Source organism: Citrobacter sp. TBCS-14 (assembly GCF_005280805.1).
GTDB classification, from domain to species: domain Bacteria; phylum Pseudomonadota; class Gammaproteobacteria; order Enterobacterales; family Enterobacteriaceae; genus Citrobacter; species Citrobacter gillenii.
In genome coordinates this window covers 1-272 of record NZ_SZWM01001108.1, presented here as the reverse complement: position 1 = coordinate 272, position 272 = coordinate 1, and the positions used below count along the sequence as shown (strand labels likewise).

Below are 272 nucleotides of genomic sequence, written 5' to 3'. Positions count from 1 at the left end.
TAACCCACTGATTCAATGGTGTTTAATACTGTGACGGTCAGAAAAAACAGCCACAGGAACACGGATGATTCTGCACTGTCAGTAATAGCCTGTGGCTGACAAACCGTTTTTTCTGCTGCCACGGGGTGACATTATTCAAGCAGGCTACGCAACATCCAGGCAGTTTTCTCATGTAACTGGATACGTTGTGTAAGCAGATCTGCTGTGGCTTCATCATTCGCATTATTAACGAGCGGGAACAGGGAGCGTGCAGTTTTAACCACGGTCTCCTG

General features: G+C 47.1%; 1 protein-coding gene. It reads right to left on the bottom strand.

Annotated features, from left to right (window positions below):
* Positions 1 to 131 precede the first annotated feature (131 nt).
* The coding region (locus tag FDX22_RS24280) for a ferritin-like domain-containing protein (RefSeq protein WP_304571823.1) at positions 132 to 272 on the bottom strand (141 nt) is incomplete at its 5' end.